Here is a 17,241-nt window from a genome sequence, read left to right as displayed (position 1 = left end):
CAAGTGCAAGTGTTTTTGGATTGTATTCCTGTCCAAATAAGAATAGTTTTTCTGCCTTTTCCTTTCCATATTTTTCCTTCACATACTGGTAGGTAACTATAAGCATTCCAGCACTTCCACAGGCAGGGTCATATATCCATTTTTCTGGTTCAGGGTCTAAAATTTCAACCATCAATCTAATAACTTCCCTTGGCGTATAAACCTCTCCTTCCTTTGCCTTTGTTGGAGCAAAATATTTAAGTATCCACTCATAAGCATCTCCAAGTATATCTTCCTCAACATTTTCAAAAGAGTATCTACTAAAGAGTTCAAAAAGATTATTTAAAATTATCTGATTTTCTGGATTTGAGGTAAATTGATGAAAATCAAACTGAATGAAAATATCCTTATAATCAGGATTTAATTCAGATAATTCTTTTAAATTTTTTGATAGGTTTTCAGGAAGTTTTATCGGTTCTTTTCTTAACCCATCCCATAATAAGTCCTGTCTGAAGTTAAATGTGTGATAATATGGTTGTCCTGCCTCCTTTATTACTTCGTTTTCTTTCAATCCCTTTTTCATCAATTCTTCTTTGACAACTTCATATTCATTTTTCCATTTATCAGAGAGTGCCTTGTAAAAAAGTAAAAGTAAAATAAAAGTGTAATCAACCCTTGTCCTAATTATATCTGCTGCTGTTTTTAGAATGTTTGTAAGTTGTTCCTTCGTTAGTTTTTCTTCTATTTTCCCAAAAAGAGTAGGTGTTTCAAGAATATCAACAATTTCATAAATTGATTCCCTTTTGTCTTCTGGATTTTTTGTTATTTTAAGAAGTCCTGCTTTTTTTAATTCAGATAAAATAAGCTTTGTCTGTTCTTTTGAGTCCTGATAAAGATTAAAAAGAAAATTTGAAATATCATTAAATGTGAAAGAACTTTTTTTAAATTTCTCTCTTATCGCATAGTACCTTTTCTTTATCCAATCTTCCAAACCTTCAAAATCATTCATTTGGTTAACCTTTTTTATTTTACTTAACTTATTATACCTTAAAATTATTTCCTTGTCAAGTGTATGTTTAGTTTCAAAGATTAAATTTCATTATCACATTAATCTTCTTTTTTTTACTAAAATGTATGGTGAAAAATTATAATCTAGAAGTAAAAAATGCTAAAAATTTTCCGGTTCAACTGTTTTATATGTGGGTCAGATAAAATAAAAAAATTTACAAAATTGATTGAATTAAATCAATAAGGTTATTCAAGTAATCTATATTTTTATAGGAATTCTTCTCTTTTGTATAACCGAGTCCGCATGATGGGGTAAAAATTGAATGTGAGAGTAATATTTTTTTCTCAACTCCTCTTTTTTCAAAATATTTTAAGATAAAATTAAATTTATCTTTTATCGCTTCAAAATCAACATTTTCAATTTCATCTGTAGAAGGAATAATACCCCATGCAATAAATCTTTCCTTTTTAATAAATTTTTCTATTTCTTCCCAATAAATTAAAAAATTTTCAAGGAAACCAAAAGCATCAAAGCTCAAAATATCAATATCAAGGTTAAAAAATATAGACCAGTCAGTATTACCACAACAATGAAAACCTATTAAACAACTTTTATCCCTTTCCCTAAAAAAATTAACTAAATTTTTAAGTATATTAACTATTCTATCTTTTTCTACTGGGAAAAAAGCAGAACCATAACTTGACATAACTGGTTCATCAAAAAAAATTATAGGGATTTTACTTTTTCCTTTTATTTTTCTCGAAAGATATATACCTTTCATTCCAATAATCTTAACAAATATATCCTCAAATACTTCTTCAAAAATTAATGGCTTTCCATCTTTAAATTTGGCAGTTGAAAGAAAAGTTAATGGTCCTACAAGTTGTCCTTTTAAAAAATTACTTTCAATATCTGTTTTTAAAAATTCATATATACCTTCCCCATATTCATTGCTAATTTTAAAATAATCAACTTCATTTTCCTCTATTTTTTGATAGACATTTAAAATCTCCTTTTCATTATACTCAAACAAAATTTTTCTATTTTCAATTCTTATTCCTGGCATATTTTCAACAACTTGAATATTCATATCCTCTTTAAAATTCAATTTTGGTAATTGTGGCAAAAATGGAATATCTTTGAAGTATTTTTTTATAAAATCAATACATTCTTTCAAATCAAGAAATGGTAAACTTCCAATGCCTGTAATTTTTTTTTCTACTTTTTTAAGTTCATCGATCATTTTTTATTAATTCCTTTTTAAGAGGATATTTACCACATGTAAATTTTTCGCCTTCTGGACAATAACCAAGATATTCACATTTTGCTCCTTTTTTAAAAACAGATGGTAATTTTTCTTTGCATATTTCAAGTATCTTATAAGCAAGTTGTCTAATTTCCCATTGAGCACGGCTACAACACCTAACTTTAAAAAAATGTAATAATTCTCTACAATTCATTGTAACAACAATTTTTGTCTCTGCTGAATTTGGTAGAATATACCTTGCATCTTGATTTGCTTCTTCACCAACCATTCCAATTTCTTTATATCTTTCTATCAATTTTTTGTAAGAATTTTTTATAAATTCCATTGTTTCTTCAAAAATTTCAGAAAGGATTTCATCTTTTTTAATTGATGGAGGAACAATATATTTAAAGTTTTCCATATTTACATATCTCTGGCTTTGCTGTGAATATGATGCAACTCTGTGTCTTACAAGTTGATGTGTTAATGCCCTTGATATACCACTTATTGCAAAAGTAAATTTTACATGTTCAAGTACACTCTCATGTCCTGATTTTACAATTTCATCTATAAATTTTTCAATCTTTTTCTTTTCTATATTTTTTGCTTTTACAAAAATATCATATGCATCCTTTTCAGAATAACACTGCCTTGCTGCTGAATAAATTATTTCTTCTGGATTTGAACTCATTTCTATTAATTTCACTTCCATAATTACCTCCTTTAAGATTTTTCAACAAATTATAATTTTCTTGAAATTTTTAATATTTTGATTTATTTTATAAAAGAAATGAGAAAAAAGTCCTCTTCATCAATTCCTTTTCCAAATTTAAAACTTGCCTTTTCTATAAATGACTTCAACTTTTTAATATCTGGAATTATATCTTTTTTTATCAATGGGTGAGTTTTTTTGTGGAGTTCATTTACAAATTTTCTGCCTGTTGGATGTGAAATTATAAAAATACCATTTTTTTTTAAAATCCTATATATCTCTTTAATTGCTTTTTCCTTATCTTCAAAATGTGGATAACAGGCATTTGCAATAATTCTATCAAAAAAATTATTTTCAAAATCTGTATTATGAATATCCATAATAAAACTTTTAACATTTTCTGGAAAATTTTTTTCTCTAAATTTTTCAATCATTTTTTCAGAATAATCAATAGCATATATCTCAATAATTTTCCCAGTTTCAAGTAAATAAGGGATTAAAACTCCTGTTCCAGTTCCAATATCAAGAATTTTCAAACCATCTTCAATTTTAAGTTCTTCAATAATCCTTCTATATTTGTTAGAAGCGACTTTATCATTCTTATCCCAGTTTTCAGCCATATTATTAAAAAATTCCTTTTTATTTTTCATTCTTTCTCCTTTTAGGTGAAAATAGGAAACAAAAAACAAAAAGCAACCCTGAAAAAAGAATTATTGAAGCACCTGTTGGAATATTTAAAGTACTTGAAATGAAAAGGCCTGAAATTGTTGAAAGAATACCAAAAATAACAGAAAGAAAAAACATCTTTTTAATATTATAAGTAATCTGATAAGCAGAAGATGCAGGATTAACAATTAAAGCATAGACAAGAAGTCCACCAACTATTTTTAAAAGGAAAGTTATTGATAAACCAAGAATGTAAAGAATTAAATAAAAAAATATTGTTGAATAAAAACCATTTGCCTTTGCAAGTTCCCTATTAAAAAGGAGTGCCTTAATCTCTCTAAAAAATAAAAAATCAAAAAAGAAGACAAAAATCGTTATAGCAAAAAGGAAATAAATATCCAAAATATCAACTGTTAAAATACTCCCCCACATATAATTAAGTGCCTCACTTTTACTCTCAGGGATTAAACCAAGAAATAAAAATGATAAACCAAGTGTTAAAGAAAAAATTATACCCATTGATGTCTCTGGATGTAGTTGAGTTCTATCTGAAAATGGTCCAAGGATTGAAGATGTTATAAGGGTAAAAATAAAAGAAAAGAGTTGAACTGGTTTTTTAATTAAGATTGCAAGGAGAGAACCTGCAAATGCTGAATGGGAAATTGAAACACCAATAAAAGAAATTCTCATAACGACAACCCAGACACCGATAATACCGCAGGCAATTCCAGATAAAACACAGGCAACCAGTGCTTTCTGAAAAAAAGCATATTTAATTATTTCCATTTTCTTTTAATAATTTCAAAAATTTCTCCTTCTCATCATAAAAAATAACTTTTCCATTTTCCATCCCTATTACTTTCTGGCATAAATTCTCAATTATATAAATGTCATGAGCAACAATTAGAATTGTAAGATTTTTCTTTTCGTGGATTTCTTTAATTTTTTTGAATAAATTTTTTGTTGTTCTTAAATCAAGAAAAGTAAAAACCTCGTCAAGTAAAAGAATTTCTGGTTCTTTTAAAAATGCACTTACTATAAGAATTTTTCTCATCTCTCCACCTGAAAGAAGTCCAAAGGGTTTTTTTAAAATATTCTTAATTTCAAAAAAATCAGCAATTTCATCAAATCTCTTTTTATCCTCTTTTTCTATTTTACCAAATAAACCCTTTTTTCCATATAAACCCATAAAGACAACATCTTCTGTAAGAATTGGGAGGAAAGGGTCAATATCAATAATCTGTGGGACATAACCAATTTTTCTTCTTAAATAAGGTCCTGAAAAAGAAGTAAGAAGAATATTATCTATAAAAACATTCCCTTTTATAATTCTTGCAACTCCATTTATACCACATATTAAGGTTGTTTTCCCTGCTCCATTTGGCCCAAAAATTCCAATTATTTCTCCTTTCTCAATTTTTAAATTAACATCTTTAACAATTGTCTGATTTAAATAGCCAATACTAACATCCCAAAGTTTAATCTTTTCTGCCATTTTTAAAATTTCTGAATTATTATTAAAAAATCTCTATAAAGTGTATCCCTTAATGTTTCTGTATTTTCAAAGGCATAAGGGAAATTTGAAATTACAACATGTGGTGTTTTAAATTCTTCCGCAAAAATTTTTCCAGTATCTTTTCCTGCCTGTAAATTATCAACTACAATATCTAATTTTTTTATTTTACATTTTTCAATTATTTCCTTTATTTTTTCTGGCGTCAATTCTTCCTTTCTTCCGTATGTTTCAATAATTTCAAAACCAAAATATTCAAGAAGGTCTTTTATATATTTATTACAGATTGCTTTTTTCCCTTTCAAAAATTTTTCTCCCTCTTTTATTTTTTTATCAATTTTATCTATTTCTTTTTCAGCAGTTTTAAAATTTTTTAAAAAATATTCTTTATAGGCAGGAAAAATTTTAGCCATTTCATCAAAAATCTTTCTATAAATAATTTTTTGATTTTTAGGCAAAAGAGAATTCCCTTCGGTTTCAATAAGGACAATTTTAAAATAAGGATTTTCTATATTTTTTTTAATTTTTTCAAGATATGGCTCATAACCCTGTGCAAAAATAAATCCTTCTTTTTCAATATCTTTTAAATCCTCAATCTTTATATCAAAGTGTCCAGGACATATACCAGGAGGAACGAGTGTTTTAACATTTACTTTATCCTTTGCTATATCCTTAACAACTGAAGAAAGTATTGAAGTTGTGCATATAATGGTCTGTGAAAAACAAAATTTTGAAAGTAAAAATAAAGTTAAAAATTTTCTAAGTTTTAATAAGAAGTATCCCAATATTCCCTCCAGTTTGAACTTATTTCAGGATTTGAAGGTATTGGATTTCCGTTATTGTCAACATCTTTTGTATTTGAATGATATTCTTCTGGTCTTTTCCATTCAACTCTTCCATCTCCAAAAAGTATATTGCTTCCTCCTGAATGGATTCTACAAACAGCCCAGTAAGAACCAGTCCCACCACCAATCCATCCAGCAGTATAAGAAGCAATTGGAGGTCCTGCAACACAACCACCTTTTCCATCTGTACTTCTTCCCCATTCAACAACAAGTATTTTTTTGCTCAAATTCCTAATTTGCCCTGCTTTTTTTCCAGCAAACCCTGGATAAAAATTACCATCCCTTGAAATATTAGAAGGACATCCACAATTATATGCCTGACCCCAGTACCAGTTTGAATATGAAATTGTTCTACCATGCCTACTTGGACAATAACCTATTTTGTTTCTCATATTTGGATTTACATAATAAAGCCATAAAATTGTTTTCCAGTTTTGCTGTGGTGGATAAAAATCATCAAAATCATTTTTATACATCTCAAAAGCAATCCCTATCTGTTTTAAATTATTTGCACATGTTATCTGTCTTGCTTTTTCTCTTGCCTTGGATAAAGCAGGCAAAAGCATACCAGCAAGAATACTGATAATAGCAACTACAACTAATAATTCTATCAACGTGAAACCATTTACTTTTTTCATCTTTTCCTCCTTTAGTGTTATTTTTTAAAAATTCGTGTTACTATTTTAAAATAAAAAATTTAAAATGTCAAAATCTCGAATTGCCTCATTAAAAATCTAAGTGAAAAAGGTATCGTTGCTTCATTAAAAAAATTTAATTGAAAATTTACTTCATCTTTTTGGAAAATAAAAAGAAAAGATTGCTATTTGTTGGAGAGAATAGAAAAGTTAAAAATGGAGGCGATGATAGAGAAAATAAGAATAGGGAGTAAAATAAGAAAAAAAATACGACAAACCAAAGACCCTTATCAAAATATTATTACCTATCTTTCTCAAATTCTGTAAAAATTATTTTTTCTCTTCATTACACAGGAGCACAGGACTCATAACCATCTTCTTTCATGCATTGCTTCTATTAAAAATTTTACAGAAAGATAGGTAGCAGATTCTCTATATGTTAATTTAAGTTCTTTCTTCACTTCGCAAATTTTATGAAAACATTCAGATATTTTCTTATCTATTTCATTAAAAGTGTCTTCTTTTTCTGTTTGATTACCTGATTTCGCATTTTTCCACTCTATATAGGAAGCAATAACTCCTCCTGAATTACAGAGAAAATCAGGTAATACATCAATGCCTTTATTTTTCAAAATTTCATCGCCTTCTTCTGTTACAGGGTCATTTGCTCCTTCTATTATAACTTTTGATTTTATTTTATCTGCATTTTCTTTTGTAATCACACTCTCACAGGCACAGGGAATTAAAACATCAACATCCATTTCAAGTAATTCTTCATTTGAAATTTTTTCGCCCTCCGGATAATCCGAAATTGTAATATTTTTTTTAGGGGCATATTTAAAAAGTCCTTCAATATCAAAACCCTTTTCATTATAAACACCACCATAAATGTCTGAAACAGCAACTATTTTCGCACCCCATTTATAAAGAAAAAAAGAGGTCCATCTACCAACATTTCCAAAACCCTGAACTGCTACTTTAATATTTCCTAACTTGTTTTTCATAATATTTTCAACATACAATCTTGTTGAAGTTGCAACTGAACGACCAGTTGCTTCTAATCTCCCTGGAAGTCCTCCTATTTTTACAGGTTTTCCAGTAACACATTCAGGAATATGAAGTTCTCCATAAATTACAGACATATCAAACTGGTCTGTTCCAAGGTCTGGTGCTGGAATATACTGTCTTGAAACAATCTCTTCTCTTATCGCATGAACATATTCTTTAAAAATACTAATTCTTGTAAACTCATCAATATTTGTATCAGGAATTCTGATTCCTGATTTTCCGCCTCCAAAAGGAAGTTCTGTTAAAGCATTTTTATATGTCATTATTTTTGCAAGTCGTTTTGTTTCTTCCAGAGTAACATTTGGAGCCATTCTTATTCCACCTTTTGCAGGTCCAAGAACAACATTATGATAAACAACATATGCATCACAGAAAATAATTTCATCATCTCTTGTTTTTAAATTAACAGAAAAAGAAATCTCCTTTTCATTTTTTTCAAGAAGCATCTCAGCAGCATGTGAAATATTCATAAAATTTTTCATTCTTTCTATTGAAACTATAGCCATTTTCCCCTCCGTTTTTTATTTTGAATTATATTATATTATAAATTTAAAAAACTTGAAATCCTATACAGAAGGACGGATTCCTGAAGTTAAAAGAGAGAGAAGATAAAGGCAACCTGATTTACTTAAAGGACGGTTGTTGTTACCGCATTTTGGAGATACAATGCAGGAAGGACAACCCATTTCGCATTTACAGTTTAAAACAGAATCATAGGCAACTTTAAAAATTTTATCTATTCTTTCAAAAGCAATTTTTGTAATACCAACTCCTCCGGGATAACCATCATATATAAAAATAGTTGATTTTTCTGTTTGCTGATGAAATGGAAATGAATAACCGCCAATGTCCACTCTATCACATGTAACAACAAGAGGAAATATTCCTATCATTGAATGTTCTGCTGCGTGAATACTTCCTGGAAAATCAAGTCTTCTCTCTTTTATATCATAAACAACTTCATCAGGTATTTCTATCCATAATGACTGCGTTTTAAATTTTTCTGAAGGCAAACTTAACATATAAGTTCCAATAAGTGACCTGTCATTTTCCCTCCTTTTTTCATAACTTACAACCTGTGTTGTTACTTCTATCTCTCCAAATTTTATCAAAAAATCATCTTTATTTTTCTCCTTTTCTACATTCAAAATATCTATTTTTTCCCACCAGTTTGGCTGGGTATAGTAACTGCCATTATTCTTTTCAACAACAACCATCTTCTTTTCAAAATTTATAAATATAACCTCATATTTTTTCCCGTGATGTAAATAAATTGCTCCTGGATGACATTCAAACATAACTTTATTTTCTTCTATCTCTCCAATCTGTCTTTCCTCATCTATCTCAAATATTGCAAACATATCTCCAACTGTCCTTAAACTGAAATCTCTGTGAATTGGCTTCCCTGAATAAAAAAATCTTCCATCCTTTGTCTTTGAAAATTTTTCTTTTTCAATAATTTTAAATAGAATATCTCCATAAATTTTTCTATCTTCATCAGGAATTAAGGGATATTCATAAGAAGCACATTTTATATGATTTGATGAAATTATCTCATTTTCAAAATTTATTATTACATCCTCAAACTGCCTTTTTACAAACTCCTCTGGATTTCTTATAAAATACTGGTCAAGTGCATCTTCAAGAGCCATAAAAATAACAAGACCTTCTCTTTTCCTTCCTACTCTACCAATTCTCTGCCATGTACTTATAATTGTTCCAGGATAGCCAAAAAGAATACAGGTATCAAGATAACCGACATCTATTCCGAGTTCAAGAGCACTTGTTGAAATTATTCCTTTCAATTCTCCCTTAAATAATTTCCTTTCAATTTCTCTTCTTTCTTCGGGTAAGTATCCTGCTCTGTAAGAAGAAACTATATTTTCAATTTTTCTATCCTTTTTTACTGCCCATAATTGAATGAGTTCTGCTGATTTTCTGCTATTAGTAAAAACTACTGTAGTAAGTCCATAATCTATACTTTTTTTAAGAAGTTCAATTGCCTGAGTGTAATACGATTCATATTGAGAATTCCAAAAAATAATATATTTTTTAGGTAAGGGGGATGAACTTTCAGAAATACTTACAAACTTAACTCCAACAAGTTCTTCTGCAAATTTTTCAGGACTATTAATTGTTGCAGAAAGTAAAATAAATTGAGGATTACTACCATAAAGATTACATATTCTTCTCAACCTTCTTATAACATGGGAAACATTACTTCCAAAAATTCCTCTATAAGTATGAATTTCATCTATAACGATAAATTTTAATTTTGAAAAAAAACTTCTCCATTTTTCATGAAATGGTAAAAAAGCAGTATGAAGCATGTCTGGATTTGTCAAAATTATGTTTGGTGGATTACTTCTTATTTTTCTCCTTAAATCATCTGGTGTATCTCCATCGTAAATCTCTGCTTTTATATCAAATCCTCTTAAATTTTTTAACTGGTCCTGTGTAAGTGCTTTTGTTGGAAAAATATAAAGACCCTTAATATCCGGATTTTTGTAAATTTCGTTTATAATAAAAATATTATAAATAAGTGTCTTTCCACTGCCTGTGGGTGTCGTTACTACTATGTTTTCTCCCTGATTTAGTTTTTCAAGTGCCTTCAATTGATGTAAATAAATCCTCTCAATACCTTTTTCTTTAAGTTTTTCTTTTAAAACAGGCAGAATAAAATCAGGCAAAGGATAAAAACTACCTTCTTTCTCATCAACTTCCAATACCTTAACAATATTTTCTTTATATTTATTTTTTAGTTCTGATATAAATTTTTCAATCATTTCTCCCATAATTACATTTTATAATACCTTTTACATAATGAATTTAGCAAATCCCTATAAATCCCTTTCAAAATTTGCTTCCATCAATCATTCCTACTTCCCACCTCAAAGGTGGGATGGAAAAAGTTGACACCAAAAAAATAAAGGGTATTATTATATTAAAAGGAGTAATATATGAAAAGGAAAATTGAGTTTTTTAAAATTTTTTTTATTTTGATTTTATCATCTTCGTTTCTCTATGCGCATCTTTGTGATAATGTTTTTAGACAGGCAGATTCTTTAATTGTAAAACCGGAAACATATTCTCTCGTAGTAAAAGATAAAACAACTTTCAAAATATTTCTTCAGAATAATATGGATAGAGGAATTGCTGAAATAAGTTTAATTCCTGAAAGTTCTGCTTTTGATTTTGAAGTAACTCCTAAAAAAATGTCAATACCAAAAGGAAGACAGGTCTATTTTGAAGTTACAATTTATCCAAAACCTGAAATAAAAACAGGTAATTACTCCATAAAATTTAAACTTGTTGGAGGAGGAAGAGAATTTAAGTCATTTACTCTTGGAAGCACTATGGAAGAAAAAAAAGAAACACAAATTGATATAAGTAAACTACCAAATATTAAACCAATAGAAACTCCTCCTGTAATTGATGGTCTATTTGGAGATGAAGCATGGAAAAAAGCAACAGTTCTTTCTAATTTCACTTCTACAAAAGGTTCTGAAGCAATTTATAAAACATGGACACTTTTAACATATGACAGAAATAATCTTTATATTGGAATATACTGCAGGGATGAAAATTTACAGAATTTAACTTCGGATGATAAAGTTGAAATAATTCTCTCTCCTTCTGGAAATGGCTCAGGATATGTTTTAAGTTTTTCACCTGTTGGAAATCCTGTATATAAAAAGTACGATAAAACAAAACAGGTTTCTGAATGGAATCCGTATGGAATAAAATATGCTGTGAATAAAGTTCAAAATTACTGGGGTATTGAAATATCTTTACCTTTTTCTTCAATGAATATTAGTTCTCCAAAAGAAAAAGAAATATGGTCTATAAGAATTACAAGATTTAAAACAAGTGGAATACAGGAAACAAGTTTCTGGGCAATGGATATAACAGGTTATCACAGTGAGAAAAATCTCGGGAAGATAGTCCTGAATCCTTAAAAAATGAAAAAAAACCTTATACTACCTATATTTTTATTAATATACAATATTTGCTTATCTTCTGAAAAATTGTCAATTGATTTTACATATCCTTCACTTAAAGGAGATTTTTATGTAAATGGAAAAGTATCTTTTTCTCCTTCATCTGTTATTTCTGAAGACAATATTACAGTAAATGATTTTAACAGTGGAGAAGAAATTCCAACAAAAATAACAGTTCTTGAAAGATGGCCTGATAATTCTATTCTTGAAGCAGAAATTCTTTTTCCTGCAAATACAAATAAACAGAGGAAATATGTTTTAACTTATGGAATTGATGTAAAAAGAAAAAATAAATTCAGTCAGACAAGTGTTTTACCAATTATAAATGCTTCAATAGGAAAAACTCCTGTTTCAACAGAGTCAATCAATATAGATGTTGGAGAATTACTTGTAAAGGTTGATAGAAGTCCTGAAGTAAGATATTACTGGTATATAATTCCCCTTTTAACTTTATTGTTTTTTACAATATTCAGAACAATTAAAAATTCAAAAAAAGTATGAGAAACAAAATTTCTTTTTTAAGAAGGGTTGTTCAAATTGTATCACTGATTTTAATTGTTTATGGTGGCTATATTTTTAAAACAAGATTGGAAGCAGAAACAGGAAAACCATTATTCCCAAAATTAAAAGCACCTGAAGATGCTATGTCAACAACAAAGTTTGAAAAAGGAAAAATACTCTGGCCATCAGGAACAAACCCTGTTTTAGAAAATTATCCACCATCTCTTATATGCAGATTTAACCCAAGAGGTGGATTATTTAAAGCATGTATATTTCATTTTATTTCTGAAAATTTAACATGGCAGACACATATAAAATATTTACTCCCTCATTTAACACTATTTATTTTACTCTGTTTTCTTTTTGGAAGGATATGGTGTGGATGGGTATGTCCAATAGGAACAGTTGGAGATTTTATAACTTCAATAAGGAAAAAAATGAATATACCTGCAAAAAGATTTCCTTCGGGTTTTCGAGTTTCTTTAAGATTATTTTCTTATGGAATAATGGCTATTGCTTTTTTTATTTCTACATTAATAGGAATACCAAATTTCAGAAGATTTCAATGTTATCTTTTTTTGCCGTACTGTCAAATATGTCCTGCCCGTCTTATATGTCCTTTATTCGGCTTGATTAAACCTGGTTGGAAAGATTTTGAAAATGCTATCACTTCAACATTTACAATTCTTGCATGGATTGTTATGGGAATTTTTCTTGCTGCATTTTATTTTGGAAGAAGAATATGGTGTCATCTATGCCCTGTTGGTCTTATAAATTCATGGTTTAACAGAGGAGCAGGAATTGAACTTAAAAAGAAAGCGGTAAATTGTAATAAATGTGGACTCTGTACTGAAACATGCCCGATGGGACTTACTGAAATGTACGATAAAAATACAGATGGTATTTATAACCAAAATGGATGTATTATGTGTTTAAGATGTGTTGAAATATGTCCAAAGGATGGTTGTTTATCAGTTAGTTTCTTCGGGAAAAAAATTACAGAATCAAAATTTAAATAAAAAGGATGATAAATGAAAAAAGAAAATAAAAAATTTATTGATGAAAAATACTGTAAAATTCTTGAAAATCTTTATGACAAAAAACCGGAAATTTTTACTGATTATAAAAAAGAAGGAGAAAAATATAAGAGATTTTCTCATTTAAAAACTATTAATTATTTTTACAATGTTATAATTGATACTGAAAAATTGAAAAAAATAAAAGGAAAAAAACCTATTGTTGGATATTTTTGTGCACTTGTTCCTGAGGAATTAATAATTGCATCTGGTGGAATACCTATAAGATTATGTAACGAGGATTTGCACTGTGCTGAATCTGGAGAAGAAATAATTCAAGGAGATATATGTCCTTTAATAAAAGCAATCTGTGGAAGTTTATCACAAAATGAAATAAATAATTTTGACCTTCTTGTTATTACAGGTTCATGTGATGGTAAAGTTAAACTTGCTGAAATATTAAGTCCTGTTGTAAAGGATATTTATTTTCTTGATATACCGAGAAACAGTGATTATAAAGAAAGTATTGAAATATGGGAAAAAGCATATTCTGATTTTTATGAGTATTTAAAAAAGAAATTCAAAACAAAACCGAAAAGAAATGACCTGATAGAGGTTTGCAAAATGACAAACGAAAGAACAAGAATTTTCAGAAAAATTTATGATTTAAGGGGTAAAAAAACAGGTATAATGAACTCTTTTGATTATTTCATAATGGCGAATGCTTCTTTCTTTACTTCAATAGAAGAATGGACAGATAATGCCAAAAAACTTTATGATGAAATATCAAAAATTGAAATAAAGAAAAATAAATATAACAAAAAAATCCTACTTGCAGGGCCTCCAATAATTTTCCCAAATTTTAAAATTCTTGAAATACTGGAAGAAGTTGGTTGTTATGTTGCCTGTGATACAATGTGTTCTGCCTACGGTCATCTTTACAATCCTGTTGAGATAGATGAAGAAACAGAAAAAAGTGTTATAAGAACTCTTACACTCAAATATATTGCTCCAAGTTTATGCTCCTGTTTTATTGGAATTGACAAACAGATAAATGCAATTTTAGAATTTGTTGAAAAATATAATCTTGATGGAGTTGTTTATTATAATTTAAGGTTATGCAATGTTTTTGAAATACAGATACCTGTTTTAAGAAATATACTAAAAGAAAAGGGAATACCTTTTTTATCATTAAAGACAGATTTAAGTAAAGAGGATACAGGACAGTTAAAAACAAGAATAGAAGCATTTATAGAAATGATAGGATAGAAATGAGGATTAAAGCAGGAATAGATATCGGTTCAGTTACTACAAAATGTGTTATTGTGGAAGATGGGATTATAAAGGGTAAAGCAATAACGAGAACAACAGCAGAACCTGAAAAATGTGCTGAAATCGTTTTAAATAAAGCAATTGAAGAAAGTGGAATAAAAGAAAGTGATATTGAGAGTATTGTTTCAACTGGATATGGAAGAAGAATTTTCAGAAAAGCAAATAAAATAATAACTGAAATAACAGGAGTTGCAAAAGGTGCTTATTATCTTATCGGAAAGAAAAAATGTATTGTAATTGATGTTGGAGGTCAGGATACAAAAGTCGTTGAAGTAAGCGAAAATGGTGAAGTCGTTGATTTTTTGATGAATGATAAATGTGCTGCTGGGACAGGAAGATTTCTTGAAATGATGGCAAATGTCTTTGGAATTGATGTAGAAAATTTTTCAAATCTTGCAATGAATTCAAAAAATCCTGTGAAGATAAATTCAACCTGTAGTGTTTTTGCTGAAAGTGAGGTTGTTTCATTGATTACTTCAGGAACACCGAAAGAAGATATAGCAGGTGGACTTTTTAATTCAATTGCTTCAAGAATTGCAGGAATGGTAAGACAGTTTGGACAAAGTGAATTAATAGTTTTCTGTGGGGGTGGAGCAAAAATTACAGCATTAAAATACTCAATAGAAAAAGTTATTGAAAAAGAAATAATAGTTTTGCCTGAACCTCAATTTGTTGTTGCTTTTGGTGCTGCAATTACAGAATAAAAAATCCCCTCTCAAAACCCGCTTGCCTCAACCATCTTCACTGTCCACCTTAATCTTCACTGTCCACCTTAAAGGTGGGATGGTCGGGTGTAATTTCTTCAATGAGTTTTTCAACTATTTTGCTTTCTTTATATGTGCCTATTATTTTGCCTTTTTTGAATAATGCCCATTTTTTATCTCCACCTGCAATCCCTATATCTGCCTGCTTTGCTTCTCCAGGACCATTCACTGAACAGCCCATGACTGCTATCTTCAATTCTTTTATTTCAGGATATTTTTTTTCAATTTTTTTAATCTCTTTCTTTACTCTTTCAAGAACTTCTTTTAAATTTACCTTCATTCTTCCACAGGTAGGACATGATATTATTTCAGGTTCAAATATTCTTAAATTTAATGACTGTAAAATTGATTTTGCAACTTTTATTTCTTCTTCTGGTGGACCTGTTAAAGAAACTCTTATTGTATCTCCTATCCCTTCATTCAATAAAATTCCAATACCAAGAATTGATTTTGATATTGCAAGATAACCAGTTCCTGCCTCTGTTATTCCAAGATGTAATGGATAATCAAAAATTTCCGATATTTTTCTGTATGCTTCTATTGTTTCTTTTACAAATGGTGTTTTTAAAGAAATCACAATTGAAAAAAAATTATTATCTTCAAAAAACTTAACTATATCTTTTGCTGAATCAATTAAAGAAGAAACCAAATCTCCTTTTAATTTAACCGAACCTGAATTCAAACCTATTCTTATCGGAATATTATAATCTTTCGCTACCTTTATTATTTCTTTCAAATACTTCTTTTCAATATTTCCTGGATTTATTCTTATTTTATCTATTCCTTTTTCAATTGATAATTTTGCCAAGCGCCAGTCATAATGAATATCTGCAACAAATGGTATTTGGAATTCTTTTTTTAAAACAGGTATTGAATCTGTATCATATTCATTTAGAACCGAAAACCTAATTATCTCTGCACCTTCTTTTATCATTTTTTTTATCTGTTTTTTTAAAACAGGAAGATTTGAGGTAGGAACTTTTGTCATTCCCTGAATTGCAACTGGATTTTTTCCACCTATGCAGATATTTCCTATTTTAACAATCTTTGTATTTTTCATTTAATCTTTAAATTTCTTTCAAAAATTCTTCCAATATCCTGATATGTGATGAAAAGAGCAAATAAAATTAATGAAATTGCCCCTATATTCTGAATTATCTGTAGTGTCTTCATATTAGGTCTTTTCTTTCTTATTTTTTCAATTAAAAGCCCAAAAATATGACCTCCATCTAAAACTGGGTATGGTATTAGATTTATTATTCCAAGATTTATACTCAAAATAGCCATAAACTGTAAATAACTTACAAATCCAACCTTCCATGCAGCAACTGCTATTTCTGATATTCCAACAGGTCCTGTAAAATGTCTGATTGAAAGTTTTCTTTGAAAAAGAAGTTTAAGTCCAATTAAAGTTGTAAAAGATATTTCAAAAAATTCCTTACCACTTTTAATTACTGCACGATGAAATGGATATTTTTCCAGTTTTTCTTTTGGTAGAATCCCTATAATGTATTCTGTTAATTTCTTCCCGTTTTCTTCAACTGTATAAGGTGCTGGTTTTATACTGTAAATCAAAATTTCATTTTCTCTTTTTATTTTCAAATTTAAAGGTTTATCCTTATATTTTTTTGTATAATCCTTAATTTTGAGAGTCACATCAAGCCATGTTTTACATTTTTCTCCATTTACTTCCAGTACCTCATCTCCAACTTTTAAACCACTTTTTTCTGCTGGAAAATTTTTAATAAAATCACCTATTTTTGTTCCTTCATAACTTATTGTTCCTATCATAAATACAGGGATTAAAAGTATAAATCCAAATATTAAATTATTTAAAGAGCCAGCAAATAAAATTTTGCTTCTTATGCCAGGACTTTTTCCCATATATTCCCATTCTTCAAATTTTTCTTTATCTATTTCTTCACCAGCAAGTTTAACATATCCACCAAATGGA

17 protein-coding genes are annotated in these 17,241 nt (G+C 28.7%); 5 read left to right on the top strand and 12 right to left on the bottom strand.

The features are described 5' to 3' along the window. The 10 genes from PKV21_04610 to PKV21_04565 form a co-directional block, all read right to left on the bottom strand. Nucleotides 1-988 (bottom strand): class I SAM-dependent DNA methyltransferase (locus PKV21_04610; protein HOM26770.1); only part of this gene is annotated, 988 nt, incomplete at its 3' end. Nucleotides 989-1,202: 214 nt separating this feature from the next. Further along, nucleotides 1,203-2,231, bottom strand: coding sequence for a hypothetical protein (locus PKV21_04605; protein ID HOM26769.1), 1,029 nt, complete (start codon nucleotides 2,229-2,231; stop codon nucleotides 1,203-1,205). Then, nucleotides 2,221-2,946: an FAD-dependent thymidylate synthase gene (gene thyX, locus PKV21_04600; GenBank protein HOM26768.1), complete on the bottom strand. Its 726-nt coding sequence runs from the start codon at nucleotides 2,944-2,946 to the stop codon at nucleotides 2,221-2,223. Before thyX ends, PKV21_04605 begins: the two co-directional genes overlap by 11 nt. A gap of 62 nt (nucleotides 2,947-3,008) precedes the next feature. Continuing rightward, on the bottom strand, nucleotides 3,009-3,596 hold the full coding sequence (locus PKV21_04595; GenBank protein ID HOM26767.1) for a class I SAM-dependent methyltransferase: 588 nt from the start codon (nucleotides 3,594-3,596) through the stop codon (nucleotides 3,009-3,011). Further along, entirely contained in the window at nucleotides 3,586-4,398 is an 813-nt protein-coding gene (locus tag PKV21_04590; GenBank protein HOM26766.1) for a metal ABC transporter permease, read from the bottom strand. The genes PKV21_04595 and PKV21_04590 overlap by 11 nt, the downstream gene beginning before the upstream one ends. Beyond that, on the bottom strand, nucleotides 4,385-5,107 hold the full coding sequence (locus PKV21_04585) for an ATP-binding cassette domain-containing protein (protein HOM26765.1): 723 nt from the start codon (nucleotides 5,105-5,107) through the stop codon (nucleotides 4,385-4,387). The genes PKV21_04590 and PKV21_04585 overlap by 14 nt, the downstream gene beginning before the upstream one ends. 2 nt (nucleotides 5,108-5,109) lie before the next feature. Then, the gene (locus PKV21_04580) at nucleotides 5,110-5,910 is read right to left on the bottom strand and encodes a metal ABC transporter substrate-binding protein (protein HOM26764.1); all 801 of its coding nucleotides are present in this window, start codon (nucleotides 5,908-5,910) and stop codon (nucleotides 5,110-5,112) included. Further along, nucleotides 5,892-6,608, bottom strand: coding sequence for a DUF1559 domain-containing protein (locus PKV21_04575; GenBank protein HOM26763.1), 717 nt, complete (start codon nucleotides 6,606-6,608; stop codon nucleotides 5,892-5,894). Before PKV21_04575 ends, PKV21_04580 begins: the two co-directional genes overlap by 19 nt. Before the next feature lie 362 nt (nucleotides 6,609-6,970). Next, the gene (locus tag PKV21_04570) at nucleotides 6,971-8,179 is read right to left on the bottom strand and encodes a Glu/Leu/Phe/Val dehydrogenase (protein HOM26762.1); all 1,209 of its coding nucleotides are present in this window, start codon (nucleotides 8,177-8,179) and stop codon (nucleotides 6,971-6,973) included. A 60-nt stretch (nucleotides 8,180-8,239) separates the two neighbouring features. Further along, nucleotides 8,240-10,459, bottom strand: coding sequence for a DEAD/DEAH box helicase (locus tag PKV21_04565; GenBank protein HOM26761.1), 2,220 nt, complete (start codon nucleotides 10,457-10,459; stop codon nucleotides 8,240-8,242). Between the two features lie 174 nt (nucleotides 10,460-10,633). Between PKV21_04565 and PKV21_04560 the strand changes: the two genes are divergently transcribed. Genes PKV21_04560 through PKV21_04540 form a run of 5 tightly spaced genes read left to right on the top strand, consistent with a single transcriptional unit; the run spans nucleotide 10,634 to nucleotide 15,227 of the window. Beyond that, nucleotides 10,634-11,632: a sugar-binding protein gene (locus PKV21_04560; GenBank protein ID HOM26760.1), complete on the top strand. Its 999-nt coding sequence runs from the start codon at nucleotides 10,634-10,636 to the stop codon at nucleotides 11,630-11,632. A 3-nt stretch (nucleotides 11,633-11,635) separates the two neighbouring features. Then, nucleotides 11,636-12,175 (top strand): hypothetical protein, encoded by a 540-nt coding sequence (locus PKV21_04555; protein HOM26759.1) that lies wholly within the window; start codon nucleotides 11,636-11,638, stop codon nucleotides 12,173-12,175. Continuing rightward, nucleotides 12,172-13,194, top strand: a complete 1,023-nt coding sequence (locus PKV21_04550; GenBank protein ID HOM26758.1) for a 4Fe-4S binding protein — start codon at nucleotides 12,172-12,174, stop codon at nucleotides 13,192-13,194. The genes PKV21_04555 and PKV21_04550 overlap by 4 nt, the downstream gene beginning before the upstream one ends. 12 nt (nucleotides 13,195-13,206) lie before the next feature. After that, nucleotides 13,207-14,460, top strand: coding sequence for a 2-hydroxyacyl-CoA dehydratase family protein (locus PKV21_04545; protein HOM26757.1), 1,254 nt, complete (start codon nucleotides 13,207-13,209; stop codon nucleotides 14,458-14,460). Nucleotides 14,461-14,462: 2 nt separating this feature from the next. Continuing rightward, nucleotides 14,463-15,227 carry an acyl-CoA dehydratase activase gene (locus PKV21_04540; protein ID HOM26756.1) on the top strand — a complete coding sequence of 255 codons (765 nt, stop codon included), beginning with the start codon at nucleotides 14,463-14,465 and terminating at the stop codon, nucleotides 15,225-15,227. 49 nt (nucleotides 15,228-15,276) lie between these two features. Here PKV21_04540 and ispG read toward each other — a convergent pair whose 3' ends face one another. Both ispG and rseP read right to left on the bottom strand, forming a co-directional pair. Continuing rightward, nucleotides 15,277-16,347, bottom strand: a complete 1,071-nt coding sequence (gene ispG, locus PKV21_04535) for a flavodoxin-dependent (E)-4-hydroxy-3-methylbut-2-enyl-diphosphate synthase (protein ID HOM26755.1) — start codon at nucleotides 16,345-16,347, stop codon at nucleotides 15,277-15,279. Beyond that, a partial coding sequence (rseP, locus tag PKV21_04530) for an RIP metalloprotease RseP (protein ID HOM26754.1) occupies nucleotides 16,344-17,241 on the bottom strand: 898 nt, incomplete at its 5' end. The genes rseP and ispG, both read right to left, overlap by 4 nt.

This window comes from bacterium (assembly GCA_035371905.1).
Lineage (GTDB): Bacteria > Ratteibacteria > UBA8468 > B48-G9 > JAFGKM01 > JAMWDI01.
This window is presented reverse-complemented; position numbering and strand designations above follow the sequence as displayed.